7 protein-coding genes are annotated in these 12,315 nt (G+C 41.9%); 5 read left to right on the top strand and 2 right to left on the bottom strand.

The window, feature by feature from the left end; translation table 11 throughout:
- The first annotated feature begins 1,329 nt into the window (after positions 1-1,329).
- The 4 genes from ACRD69_RS24930 to ACRD69_RS24915 all read left to right on the top strand — a co-directional run bounded on the left by ACRD69_RS24930 (position 1,330) and on the right by ACRD69_RS24915 (position 7,641).
- A complete protein-coding gene (locus tag ACRD69_RS24930; RefSeq protein ID WP_430817853.1) occupies positions 1,330-1,605 on the top strand; it encodes a hypothetical protein in 276 nt (91 codons plus the stop codon).
- 2 nt (positions 1,606-1,607) lie between these two features.
- Positions 1,608-2,243: a DUF6266 family protein gene (locus tag ACRD69_RS24925; protein ID WP_430817852.1), complete on the top strand. Its 636-nt coding sequence runs from the start codon at positions 1,608-1,610 to the stop codon at positions 2,241-2,243.
- 218 nt (positions 2,244-2,461) lie between these two features.
- Positions 2,462-3,631 carry a hypothetical protein gene (locus tag ACRD69_RS24920; RefSeq protein ID WP_430817851.1) on the top strand — a complete coding sequence of 390 codons (1,170 nt, stop codon included), beginning with the start codon at positions 2,462-2,464 and terminating at the stop codon, positions 3,629-3,631.
- A 1,022-nt stretch (positions 3,632-4,653) separates the two neighbouring features.
- Entirely contained in the window at positions 4,654-7,641 is a 2,988-nt protein-coding gene (locus ACRD69_RS24915) for an insulinase family protein (RefSeq protein ID WP_430817850.1), read from the top strand.
- 699 nt (positions 7,642-8,340) lie between these two features.
- On the opposite strand, the gene ACRD69_RS24910 is transcribed toward ACRD69_RS24915, so the two are convergent.
- Positions 8,341-9,330 (bottom strand): Gfo/Idh/MocA family protein, encoded by a 990-nt coding sequence (locus ACRD69_RS24910; protein ID WP_430817849.1) that lies wholly within the window; start codon positions 9,328-9,330, stop codon positions 8,341-8,343.
- Between the two features lie 278 nt (positions 9,331-9,608).
- Positions 9,609-10,589: a glycosylasparaginase gene (locus ACRD69_RS24905; protein ID WP_430817848.1), complete on the bottom strand. Its 981-nt coding sequence runs from the start codon at positions 10,587-10,589 to the stop codon at positions 9,609-9,611.
- Positions 10,590-10,684: 95 nt separating this feature from the next.
- On the opposite strand from ACRD69_RS24905, the gene ACRD69_RS24900 reads away from it, so the two are divergent.
- On the top strand, positions 10,685-11,644 hold the full coding sequence (locus ACRD69_RS24900; protein ID WP_430817847.1) for a metallophosphoesterase: 960 nt from the start codon (positions 10,685-10,687) through the stop codon (positions 11,642-11,644).
- The last annotated feature ends 671 nt before the right edge of the window (positions 11,645-12,315 follow it).

Raw genomic sequence — 12,315 nt, 5'->3', positions numbered from 1 at the left:
TAAAAAAGACTTAAAACCACCTCCCCTCTCCTTCGTCGAGGTACTCCTCCTTGCCAGGAGGAGAGCTGATTTACAGCTTGCAAAACACTATATATGTGAATGTTTGAATCTTTTCGAACACTCGTGGACAAAGTCCCATACGATCTGATTGGCATCACTTATCCAGGGTGTCGCTGCGCTTTACCCGGATAGATATCGGGGCGTGGGTCAAATATTAAAAGCCGTAAATCAACATCCTATCCTTTAACCATACAACTACCTATTCCGCTGCAAACAAATTCCCACATTAACATATTCGGGGTTGCAGCGGGTTGATTCCCATTACCTAACCTGGGGTGTCGCTACGCTTTACCCCAGGCTATGATGATTTGGGCCTTCAGCCCGTTATTTACAGCTTGGTAAAATATTACGGAGGATTAATTCGTGTACCCAGATAGAATTCGGGGCGTGGTTAAAAAAGTTAAATATTCCGAAGGAATACAATTTGTGGAATTTGTGGATATAATATTAAAAGCTGTAAATAAAAAGTGCGCTGGCCTGAGCAATAGTCCGGGCCAAGGGTGGCGAGAAGGCTTCAGGGCGCACTTGAGGTGGTTGTGGGCCGGCAGGAATGAAGGCTGATGCGGGCTGAAGGGTTCTATTGCTCTAGACTTTTTTCCTTTCTTTTTGCGGCAATGGCAAAAAGAAAGTAGGGTTTGGGACAACGTCACATGAAGTCTGGTTAGCATAAATTAACCCAGGGTGTGGCTGCGCTTTACCCCAGGCTATTCATCCCCGATAGCTATCGGGGGTGGGCCTTCAACCTGTTATTTACATCATGGCAATAATTTATTACCCTATTCATACCTTAGACTACTTCCATTTTATTCGCCCTTACTTCCACTCCACTTCGTAACAAGGTCGTAAATCCTTCGGTATTTAATCGGAGGCGCTTCGGTAACTGTTCGGTATTTGTTCGGCTACGCGCGTAGTCAATGAATTACCGAACAATTACCGAAGAAAAACCAAAGAAGCATGCATTATGACCCAAAAATGTCTCAAAATGGCCTTCAAAAAGGGTGAAAACGACTAAAAAAGGTACAAAAAAGTGGTTTTTCGCGTAAAAATGCCCTTTTCTCTAACGTTTGCATACTAGTTAACTGGTGATTATTGTTAAGTACAAAGCGTTAATAGTCCCTTTTACAGACACATAGCACTTTTGTCAAATTACAATGCATGCACTGTCATTGCAGAGGGCTGTTTGGTGCAGTATGTTTGTGAATGTATCCCGGCCGGATAATCGATTGGATGCTCCTGATACAGGCATCCCCCACACTTAAAACGGAAGTAATGAATGAGTTAAGAAGTTTTCTGATAGCATCAGCCGGCACGCTGGGCCTTCTTGAGGTCACCAACAGCGAGCAACTGTTGCCAACTGATTCAGATCCGGAGACCCTGGCCTTAAAGGCCCTTATCACCCTGGTGGCAGGTCTGTTGTCAACCTTCCTGACGCGCATATTCAGGAAAAACAAAGACAGATCATCACCCAAAGACCAGTCTGCAAGCGACTCGAACAGTCGGGGTGCAGATAAAAATAATTTAAGTCAAACCCTTAAAAACAAGTAACAATGGGACAATACAAAAAAGGAATACTAGGAGGCTTTACAGGTAAGGTCGGCAATGTTATTGGCAGTACCTGGCGAGGCATTAATTACATGCGCTCCTTGTCTGATCGCAGTAATAAAAAGGCATCGGAGAAGCAATTGCTTCAAAGGGCCAAATTTGCCTTTGCCATGGATTTTCTGCACCCGCTTTACCCGGTGGTGACCATTGGTTATCGCAACCAAAATGATCGCAAATTGCCGATTAATGCGGCAATGCAGCAGGTCATAACGCATGTGGTTGAAGGCGAGGATCCTGATTTGAGCATTAACTACAGTAAGCTGCAGATTGCCAAGGGCTCGCTTGAAACAGCAAAAAAGGAATCCGTCAGCATTGAAGACGATGAGATAACTTTTGACTGGCAAGCTATTACGCAGGATGAGGAGCGCTATGATAACAACTATGCCATCATGCTGGGTATTGGTGAAGGCCTGTATCCGAGTTATTCGGTGCGCGAATTTCGTCGCAGTAATAATGGCGGTGTCCTTGCAGTGCCCGACGGTCCTTCGGGCACTAAAATCCATTGCTACCTGGCTTTCTACCATGAGGACAATAGTGGTGTGAACAACAGCAAATACCTTGGTTTTGTAACGATTCCCTAGGTTGTGGTGACGTGAGAGATCAGTACATGGAAAAAGCACAGCCTGGTTAAGGTAACAGATAGGTTTCCGCCCCTGATCAATCCATAATCCACCCCACTGCAATCGCTTGATTTAAAAGTGATGCAGTGGGGTTTAAAAAACGATTTTTTCATTTGTCAATAAGTGAATTTTTTACAATCTTAATAGTTAAAACAACCTGTAACCTCTAACATGAAGCTATGCTTTCTAAATTGCATCAATACAACCAGTATATCCTGTTGCATAAGGCCAGCCAATGGAAAGAACTGCAAACCGACAGGACCATAAATATTGCTTATCTACATAGTGAGTGTGAAAATGAATTACTGAACTGGCTGAAACAATTACAGAGTGGTAACATAAGCTGGAAGCAGGTACATGCTAATTTAAACAACCTGTTGAATATTAAAGAGCAACTGGAGGAAACACCCTGGAATTATTTACCACCGAAAAACAGTCAGGCCTGCGATACCTTTACCGAAGATCTGCTTTTCTATATGATGATATGCAGCCTGTTGCGCACTGCATGCTCTTATTTTCAAAGTTACGATACAGAGAAGAGCCGACCGTCCAAAGTAAGTCTGCTGCCTTCTATCGAACTACAAGGGAGAAGGTTTGAAAACCTGTTAAAGCCCTACCTCGATGCCATGCAATGGTTAAGGGTCATTTTTGTGCCCGATGATATTGAGTATCTCTGCCTATACGATCAAGTGGCGGATGCTGCCACTAAGCTGCATAATGCAGATGCCATTAGCGTAATCAAGCCATGTATTGCACGGTTAACCCGACCACCCAATAATCACCAGGAAGAGATGGCATGCATCCGTTGTATGAGGCAGATGCTTAATGCCATTACTGAATATAATGAGAGGGAAAACTGGTTGTCGTTCAGGATGCTGCTTTCTTTGTCGGTGTCGCTTAGTGATGCTAAATCCTTTAGCATAGATCAATACAGCCATTGGCTTGACAGTCATTTGTGTGAGTCTGTTTCAATGGAAGATGAGCTATTGTTCTGGAAGCAAAATTTCACGCATTACAAGCTGATGAATGCCAATTATAAACACGCCCCACCGACTCAATTCTTTGATCACCTGATTAAATACCTTAAAAAGAAGCTGAGAAACAGAAAATGTTCGAGGGTATGCAGTCATTATGCCCGTTACGATGGTACACCCATGGAATTTGCACGCTACATCTACCTTTTGACGCAACGCCATCAGCTGGAAGTCAATAACTCCCGTAACCTGAAGGAAGTGACCCGTTACTTTTACGACCTTGTATTTGTCAAGCATACCAAATGCGATAAACGCATTGATTTTGAAACCATCTACAGTTATGTGCGCCGATACAGCAATGGTGAGCTGGAATAAGCATTACTTCAATACCTGCACTTCCCTGTTTATCCTGCACAGAACCATTACAACCAGAGTTTTTTTTGTACATGTGATTATCATACAATTGGTGGTAAATGAATTTATTGTGCCTTATCCAGCGCGTGACTAACAATGGTGGTGAATTGTTATCGGAAAATTTACAATCCGGAATATTCCTTTGTTTATAATAGAATAGCACTTTATAAACAACTTCCTGTTCCGCTGCAAATAAATTCCTGCATTAACATATTCGGGGTTGCAGCGGGTTGATTCCCATTACCTAACCTGGGGTGTCGCTGCGCTTTACCCCAGGTTATTCATCCCCGATAGCTATCGGGGGTGGGCCTTCAGCCCGTTATTTACAGCTTGGCAAACTATTCCGAAGGAATAATTCGTGTAATTGATGTGTATTGGTGGAATAATTAAGAATTGCGCAGGAATACAATTTGTGGAATTTGTGGATAAAATATTAAAAGCTGTAAATCAACATCGTATCCCCTTAACCATACAACTACCTGTTCCGCTGCAAACTAATTCCCACATTAACATATTCGCGGTTGCAGCGGGTGGATTCCCATTACCTAACCTGGGGTGTCGCTGCGCTTTACCCCAGGTTATTCATCCCCGATAGCTATCGGGGGTGGGCCTTCAGCCCGTTATTTACAGCTTGTAATCAATTCCAAAGGAATAATTCGTGTAATTGATGTGTGTTGGTGAAATCATAAAAAATTCCGCAGGAATTAATTCGTGTAATTAGTGCAATCCGTGGTAACAATTAAAGCTGTAAATCCATTCCGCAGGAATACAATTTGTGCAAATTTGTGGATAAAATATTAAAAGCTGTAAATCACCCCACAAATCACCACACATCCTATTCTCCAAATAAACATAATCTTCAACTAAGTTTTTTTACAAATCCACAACTACTTGTATATAAATTACTATCTTAGTTAACTTAATTATTAACCGCACTACCCAAATCCCTCAACTGTGATACGGTAGTTAATAAATCACAACTCATGAAAAAAACATTCATTCCTTTAATCTTAACCATTCTGCTGGGCCTGGGAGCCTGTATTCAGCAAGGTAGCAAATACCAGGTTGATCAGGTATATAATGGCTTTAAATTGGTTGAGAAACGCTTCGTGAACGAGGTGAACGCCGAGTGTCTGTATTTTATCCACGAAAAAAGTGGAGCGCGCCTGTTCAAGGTTGCAGCCGATGACCCTAACAAGCTGTTTAACATCGCATTTAAAACAGCACCGGAACATGATTACGGTACGCCTCACATATTGGAGCACTCTGTATTGAATGGTTCGAAAAATTTCCCAGTTAAGAGTCCTTTTGATGTATTAACAAAGGGTTCATTAAACACGTTCTTAAATGCCATGACCGGTTCAGACATTACAACTTATCCGGTTGCCAGTATGAATGACAAAGATTATTTCAACCTGATGCATGTGTACCTTGATGCTGTATTTAATACCAGCATTTACGATGATCCACGCATCCTTCAGCAGGAAGGCTGGCACCACGAAATGGATGATGTGAATGGTGAAGTGGTATACAAAGGTGTTGTATATAACGAAATGAAGGGCGCATACTCTTCTCCATCGCGCGAACTGGATTACCAGGCCAGTAAAATCTTATTCCCCGATAACACTTATGGTGTTTCCTCGGGCGGTTACCCGACTGAGATCCCTAAGCTGACATATGAGTACTTTGTTAACTTCCATAAGAAGTTCTATCACCCGTCAAACTCATACATTTTATTGTACGGTAATGCCGATTTGGATAAAGAAATGGCTTTTATCAACGATAACTACCTGGTGAACTATGACAAGTCGGATAAAAAGGTGATAATACCTAAGCAGAAGCCTTTTGATGCTATGAAAGTAGCTGAAAAAACATATCCTGTGCCTGCAGGGGCTGATACAAAAGATAAGTCGTATATAAGCCTTAATTTCGTTATTGGTGAAAGTACCGATGTTGATCTGTGTATGGCTTTTAATGTGATAACCGAAGCATTGGTTGGTCATGAATCAGCACCAGTACGTCTTGCTCTTCAGGAAGCTGGTATTGGTAAAGACGTCAGCTGTTATTTCTCTGAATCAATGCAGAACATCCTTGAGATCCAGGTTAAAAATGCTAATCCTGAAGATCAGGCTCGTTTCAAAGAAGTGGTATTCGATGCCATCAACAAAGTGATTGCCGAAGGTTTTGATAAGGAAACCGTTGAAGGTATTATCAACCGCATGGAATTCAGAATGCGTGAAGGTGATACGCCTCAGAAAGGTATTATGATTGCTTTCTCAAATTACCAGGGTTGGTTCTTCGCCGAAGATCCATTCTTAGGATTAGAGTACGAAGCACCTTTAGCTAAGGTGAAAGAAGCATTGACAAGCAATATGCTTGAGGAACTTTGTCAGAAGCATATTTTGGATAACCCGCACTCATTACTAATTACTTTGAAACCTGAGCCGGGCTTGCAGGCTAAGCTGGACGAGCAGACCAATGAAGAATTGAAAGCTTACAAGGCTTCTTTAAGTGTTGAAGAGAAAGAAAAACTGGTTGCTGATACCAAGGCACTGATCGCTTATCAGAAAGAAGAAGATTCTCCTGAAGCATTGGCTACCATTCCAATGTTAACACTGGCCGATATCTCTCCTGAAGTGGAGTGGTACTCGATTGAAGAAAAGGCATCCAATGAGGTTCCTGTTCTGCACTTTAACGAATTCAGCAGTAATATTCTGTATAACAAGCTGTATTTTGATCTATCGGTATTGCCACAGGATTTGATTCCTTATGCTCAGTTACAAACTGCTTTATTGGGTAAATTAAACACGGCAAGTTATACTTATGGGGAGTTGGATAACCAGCTTAACATTCACACCGGTGGTTTCTGGACAGGTGTTAGCTCATATTTAGAGGAGAACGACATTCATAAGATGGCTCCTAAGTTAAGCGTGACAGCTAAAGCGACTGAAGCCAAGAGTGAAAAGATGTTTGAACTGATTACTGAAATTCTGACCACGACTAAATATGACGATGAAGAGCGTTTAAAATCACTATTGACCCGTCACCAGGCCAGAACAGAGTCGTACATCAAGAACAATGGTATTGGTGTTGCTTTAACACGCTTAGGCTCGTATTATTCGCCTGCAGGCATGTTTAACGAAGAGATTGATGGTTTGGATTACTACAACTTCATCACTGAGTTAACTGACAATTGGGATGCCAACAAAGCGGAGGTGATTGCCAATCTACAAAAAACTGCTGAGCTAATATTTAATCGTAATAACCTGACTGCTGCAGTGACTTGTTCTGAAGCTAATTATCCTGCCTATACAGCCGGTTTGAATAACTTTACAGCTAAGTTACAGGATGCTCCTGTTACAAAAGCAACATGGTCGTTCGAGCCACAGCCAAAGAATGAAGGTTTGATGTCAACATCTAAGGTTCAGTTTGTTGTTCAGGGTTATAACTTCAAAGAATTGGGTTATGATTACAATGGTAAGATGCGTGTATTGAATCAGATCCTATCACGTGATTACCTGCAGACTCAAATTCGCGTGATTGGTGGTGCTTACGGTGGATTCAGTGGATTTTCATCGACAGGTAATGTGTATTTTGCATCATACCGCGATCCTAATTTAACAGAGACACTTGAAAACTATGATGGTACACCAAACTTCCTGAATGAGTTTAACGCTGACTCTACGGAGATGACTCGCTTTATTATTGGTACTATCGCTCGTTTAGATGGTCCCAAGACTGTTTCACAAAAAGGTAATACTGCCTTCGCCCGTTATTTCAGGAAAACATCGCTTGAGGAGCTTCAGTCTGAGCGTGCCGCTATATTAGCCACGACTTCTGATGACATCAAGAACATGAATAAGATGGTTGAAGATGTGTTAGCAAAGGATATCTATTGTGTATATGGTAGTGATGCCAAGATTGAAGAAAACAAAGATATTTTCAACTCTGTTATGCAAGTGGTTAAGTAACTACTGCTTTTAATATATTATAAAGGGCGTCAGTTGACGCCCTTTTTTTGTACTATATGGTGTTGATTATCGCCCTGAATATAGCTTGTATGCAACGAAATATCCCCAAACACCACTCTTTCCTTTGAGCCTGAGCTAAAGGGGAAGTAGCGTAGCGAAGTTACGGGGATGGAGATCACTTTCATGGAGTATTAAGTGTATTCTAAGAGACGGATTGCCGCTCGGTTTACCGCTTTGTTTGTAAAGAAACCCCTGCCAGCTGTGAACTATCACGCTGCTGTTGATAGTATATTCCTTTACATACAACTACCTATTCCGCTGCAAACTAATTCCGGCATTAACATATTCGCGGTTGCAGCGGGTTGATGGGGATGACTAGTCCTGGGGTGTCGCTGCGCTTTACCCCAGGTTATGATGATGTGGGCCTTCAGCCCGTTATTTACAGCTTGGTAATCAATTCCGAAGGAATAATTTGTGTTTATTGCTGAAATAATTAAGAATACTCAATTCTTAATTATTCCGATCTTAATTATTCCGATCTTTATGATTCCGAGGTTATTGATTAAAAGCTGTAAATCCATTCCGAAGGAATACAATTTGTGCAAATTTGTGGATAAAATATTAAAAGCTGTAAATAAAAAGTGCGTTGGCCTGAGCAATAGTCCGGGCCAAGGGGGCTAAAACAATACCCAAACCACCCTACTCATAAAAATCCTTCACAATCTTATGCATTACTTTATTGGTTCTGATGGCGCTATTGGCCATACTCACACATTCACCGATCCCCTGCAGAGATTCAACCACCTGCTTGATCAGGTTGTATTGGATATTTTCAGGATTAAGATATGGGAACTCAATGACATCTCCATCCTTATAAAGAGCAACCGGTTCATGCTTGAAGCTGGTGAGTTGTACCTTCCCTTTGGTACCCACCACTTCAATAATATCTTCTTCAGCATCTTTATTGGTCACAAACGACCAGATACCATTACCAACCACCCCGGTATCAAACTGCATGGAAGCACTGACCGTATCTTCCACATCATAATAGCCACCACGGTTAGCTGCAACACCAAATACTGATTTAATAGGGCCAAACAGGTAGTCAAGAAAATCGAGCTGATGAGAAGCCAGATCATAGAATATGCCACCTCCTGAATGCTCAGGTTGCAGACGCCAGATATTATCCACATCATTTATCTCATATGACCTTGCCGGACGTATCAGGCGCATATTAACATAGAGTGTTTGGCCAATCACACCATCATCAATCAGTTCTTTCACCTTCAAAAAACCAGGTAAGGTGCGTCGGTAGTATGCCACGAATAATGGAACGCCTGTTTCCTGACTCACCTGTAACATTTGTTGCGCCTGTTCATAGGTTGCAGCCATTGGTTTTTCAACATAAACGGCTTTTCCGGCTTTCATAGCGCTAATGGCATAATCGGCGTGAGAACCAGGGGGCGTTGCGATGTATATAGCATTGACCTCCGGATGGTTAATGACTTCGTCAGCATACTTTGTCCATTGCGGCACATCATGGCGACCGGCATATGATTCTGCTTTTTTAGCATCTCTTCGCATGACAATTTGCAAGCTGCTGCCTTCTACTTTATTAAAGGCAGGACCGCTCTTGACCTCAGTTACATTTCCGCAACCAATAATACCCCATTTAATCCTTTTAAGCATAGTCTTCAATTGAGCCTATCAAGTTAATAGTTTCTGTGAAATATTGCGTAATTAAATGCATTGAGTGTTATGATATTGACATGACAGTAAGCTGGGGTTTCGCTGCGCTTTACCCCAGGCTATTCATCCCCGATAGCTATCGGCGGTGGGCCTCCAGCCCGTTATTTACAGCTTGGTAATCAATTCCGAAGGAATAATCAGTGTAATTGATGTGTATTGGTGAAATAATTAATCCGACAGTTAATCAACTCCACAATTCGACGATTCACACCTAAGCATCATTTCAAATAATAATCCGAATCAATCAACTGGTTATTATCATTGGCATAAAGCGCGTAATTAAACCCTTTATGAAGACTGTAGGCACCTACTTCACCAGCTTTGTTAATGGCCAGGTATCCGATCTGGAAATCCTGGTAGCCCGGAATCTTTTTAACAATTCGACCAATAGCTTCTTCAACGGCCTGTTGCGGACTCAAACCCTGGTTCATTAATTCAACCACCAGGAATGACCCCAGTGTTTTCATAACCAACTCGCCCATGCCTGTTGCTACAGCACCGCCTATTTCGTTATCGCAATACATACCCGCGCCAATAATAGGACTGTCTCCTACCCGACCATGCATTTTGTAAGCCAATCCACTTGTTGTACAAGCTCCTGAAATATCCCCTTTCTGATCGAGTGCCAGCATGCCAATAGTGTCGTGGTTTTCAATATTGATCAAAGGTTTATATTCCGATGTTTTACGCCATTCAAGCCATTGTTCCCTGGCTTTATCGGTTAGGATATTCTCTTCAACAAATCCCTCTTCTTTGGCAAATTGCAGCGCTCCGGCACCTGCCAGCATAACATGTGGTGTTTTTTCCATTACACGCCGCGCCACCGAAATAGGGTGCTTAATATTCTCCAGTGCACAAACTGAGCCTGCATTACCAGTCTCATCCATAATACAGGCATCAAGGGTTACAATACCATCTCTGTCGGGACGACCACCATACCCAACACTCATATCGTTTGGATCTGCTTCTACAACCTTTACTCCCTGTTCAACGGCATCTAAAGCACGACCACCAGAATTTAGTACCTTCCATCCCGCTTCATTGGCCTGCATGCCATTTTTCCAAGTTGAGATGGCCAATGGACGCGTTGTTGTTTGACTTATATGTTTTTTATTCTCCGTTTGGCAGGCTGCAGCTGTGGCTGCGACACCAATGGTCGCCAAACCTGTTTTCTTCAGAAATTCTCTGCGTGAGCTCATTTTATTCCTTTACTTTTATCAATTATAAATGGATGCAATGCTCAAAAATTATATTTTTAAAGCATCAAACCAAATGTAACGAAAATAGGCTTAGAATGACCGTTAATTTAAACAGAGCACACCAAGATGAACATTTTTACGACATAATTGGTGATGTGCATGGCCAACTCGTTTTATTGCAAAAATTATTACTTAAACTGGGCTATACCATGGTCAATGGTGTATGGTCTCATAGCTACAGAACAGCGGTCTTTGTCGGAGACTATATTAATCGGGGACCGAACAGCAGAAGTGTTATACATTTAATTCGTGATATGGTAAATGCAGGGACCGGGCTGGCCATACTTGGTAATCATGAAGTAAATGCCATCCTCTATTTTACAAAGGATGATGAAGGACAACCAATACGTATTCCCGGCAATAACAATTGCAAACTGCTTTACAAATTTGCACTTGAATACAAGGGTAATTCAAGCGCCTTAAAACGTGATATTAAGTGGCTCAGAACACTTCCTCTATATCTGGAACTAAATGGTATACGTGTGGTTCATGCTTATTGGAATGATGAGCATATTGATAAAATATCGAAGTTATATACCGATGGTAAGCTCAAGAGAAAAACCTTGAGAGGCCTTATTGCTGAAACCACCCCCGAAAATAGTCGGGCATTTATTGAGACATTAAAAGGCATTGAGTTTAACATGCCCAAAGATCTTCATATCAGAGATGCACAAAATATCAAGCGTGAGAACTTCAGGATTAAATGGTGGACGAAACCAAAGGGTAAAACCTTTAAAAAGCTAAGCTATGGTAATAAGTTTTTGTTACCAGACTATACGATTCCATCAGAAATAATAGCGGATTATAAAATATACCCGAAATCAGCTCCACTGGTCTTTATCGGGCATTACTGCATGGGCCGCGGACCAATGATCCCCACACATAATGTTTGCTGCGTTGATGCCTGTGTTACAGGTACAGGGCGACTGGCCGCCTACCGTTATAATGGTGAGAATGAGCTTGATGAAAGTAATTTTGTATTTGTGAAAAGCTAAGAAACGTTTTTAACTCAAGGAGTGGCTAAATGCGATACATATTAGTCATCCGATGGGTGTTTAAACTGTATTTAGTGGATATTCCGCTGCAAACAAATTCCTGCATTAACATATTCCCCGTTGCAGCGGGTTGATTCCCATTACCTAACCTGGGCCGTCGCTACGCTTTACCCCAGGCTTTGATGATGTGGGCCTTCAGCCCGTTATTTACAGCTTGGTTATCAATTCCAAAGAAATAATCCGTGTAATTGATGTCTATTGCTGAAATAATTAAGAATACTCAATTCTTAATTATTCCGATCTTTATGATTCCGAGGTTATTGATTACAAGCTGTAAATCCATTCCGCAGGAATACATTTTGTGCAAATTTGTGGATAAAATATTAAAAGCTGTAAATAAATAGTGCGCTTGCCTGAGCAATAGTCCGGGCCAAGGGTGGCGAGAAGGCTTCAGGGCGCACTTGAGGTGGTTGTGGGCCGGCAGGAATGAAGGCTGATGCGGGTTGATGGGGATGATGTCATCCCAGGGTGTCGCTGCGCTTTACCTTTTAGTGTTCGAAAAGAAGTTTTATAAACGTATAGATCTATGCATCATGTAAATCAGCTCTCCTCCTTACAAAAAGGAGGAGTCCGGTGAGGTACGAACCGGGAGGTGGTTTTAGAAACTTTTG

The sequence above is a fragment of the Carboxylicivirga agarovorans genome, from assembly GCF_050589845.1.
GTDB lineage: Bacteria > Bacteroidota > Bacteroidia > Bacteroidales > Marinilabiliaceae > Carboxylicivirga > Carboxylicivirga agarovorans.
The sequence above is the reverse complement of the archived record's forward strand: the minus strand, read 5'-3'. Positions and strand labels throughout refer to the sequence as shown.

Bases quoted from the DNA above. Each gene is read 5' to 3' on its own strand.
- ACRD69_RS24930 (WP_430817853.1), top strand. From the start codon at position 1,330: ATGAATGAGTTAAGAAGTTTTCTGATAGCATCAGCCGGCACGCTGGGC.
- ACRD69_RS24925 (WP_430817852.1), top strand. From the start codon at position 1,608: ATGGGACAATACAAAAAAGGAATACTAGGAGGCTTTACAGGTAAGGTC.
- ACRD69_RS24920 (WP_430817851.1), top strand. From the start codon at position 2,462: ATGCTTTCTAAATTGCATCAATACAACCAGTATATCCTGTTGCATAAG.
- ACRD69_RS24915 (WP_430817850.1), top strand. From the start codon at position 4,654: ATGAAAAAAACATTCATTCCTTTAATCTTAACCATTCTGCTGGGCCTG.
- ACRD69_RS24910 (WP_430817849.1), bottom strand. From the start codon at position 9,330: ATGCTTAAAAGGATTAAATGGGGTATTATTGGTTGCGGAAATGTAACT.
- ACRD69_RS24905 (WP_430817848.1), bottom strand. From the start codon at position 10,589: ATGAGCTCACGCAGAGAATTTCTGAAGAAAACAGGTTTGGCGACCATT.
- ACRD69_RS24900 (WP_430817847.1), top strand. From the start codon at position 10,685: ATGACCGTTAATTTAAACAGAGCACACCAAGATGAACATTTTTACGAC.